The sequence below is a fragment of the Kitasatospora sp. NPDC059146 genome, from assembly GCF_042786665.1.
Lineage (GTDB): Bacteria > Actinomycetota > Actinomycetes > Streptomycetales > Streptomycetaceae > Kitasatospora.
The window spans coordinates 1-1,139 of the sequence record NZ_JBHZCY010000276.1; the positions used below are offsets into that span (position 1 = coordinate 1).

The 1,139-nt window shown below is 67.2% G+C and carries 1 protein-coding gene; it reads left to right on the forward strand.

All coding sequences use genetic code 11. From position 1 onward, the window contains the following. Window positions 1-47 precede the first annotated feature (47 nt). On the forward strand, window positions 48-1,139 hold the full coding sequence (locus tag ACFXPX_RS43895) for an IS630 family transposase (protein WP_380645129.1): 1,092 nt from the start codon (window positions 48-50) through the stop codon (window positions 1,137-1,139).

Sequence of the window (1,139 nt, forward strand, 5' to 3'; positions counted from 1 at the left end):
CTAGTGTCCTGAGTCTGGAATTTCATTCATAAATATAGACTGATCCTATGGTGCGGACGGGTCGACCAAAGGTCGAGTTGGTGTTGTCGGACGACGAGCGGGCCGCCCTGGAGGGGTGGGTGCGTCGCCGGTCGACGCCGCAGGCCTGGGCTCTGCGGTGCCGGATCATCCTGGAGTGCGCGAGCGGCGCGTCGAACAAGGACGTCGCGGAGCGGCTGGGATCGACCCCGCACGCGGTCGGCCGGTGGCGCGCCCGGTTCGTCGAGCACCGGATCGCCGGCCTGGGCGACATGCCCAGGCCGGGCGGCCCCCGCACGGTGACCGACGAGCAGGTGGCCGACCTGGTCGCCAGGACCCTGGAACGCACCCCGAAGGACGCCACGCACTGGTCGACCCGGTCGATGGCCAGGGAGACCGGCCTGTCGCAGTCCACCGTGTCACGGGTCTGGCGCGCGTTCGGACTGCAGCCGCACCGCGCTGAGACCTTCAAGCTGTCCACCGACCCGTACTTCGTGGACAAGGTCCACGACGTGGTCGGCCTCTACCTCGACCCGCCCGAGCGGGCCCTGGTGTTCTGCGTGGACGAGAAATCCCAGATCCAGGCACTCGACCGGTCCCAGCCGGTGCTGCCGATGATGCCGGGCGTGCCGCAGCGGATGACCGCCGACTACGTCCGCCACGGCACCACCACGCTGTTCGCCGCACTCGAGGTCGCCACCGGCAAGGTCATCGGCTCGCTCCACCGCCGCCACCGGGCCGAGGAGTTCAAGAAGTTCCTGCTCCGGCTGGACAAGGAGGTCCCCCAGGGCCTGGACATTCACCTGATACTGGACAACTACGCCACCCACAAGACCCCGGCGATCAAGACCTGGCTGGTGGCGCATCCCCGGTTCCACCTGCACTTCACCCCGACCGGCTCGTCATGGCTCAACCTGGTCGAGCGCTGGTTCGCCGAGCTGACGAACAAGCAGATACGGCGAGGCGTCCACAAGTCCGTCCAGGCCCTCGAAGCCGACATCCGCGACTGGATCGCCACCTGGAACACCGACCCGCAGCCCTACATCTGGACCAAGACCGCCGACGAGATCCTCGAACGCCTCGCCGGATATCTGAAGCGAATTCCAGACTCAGGACACTAG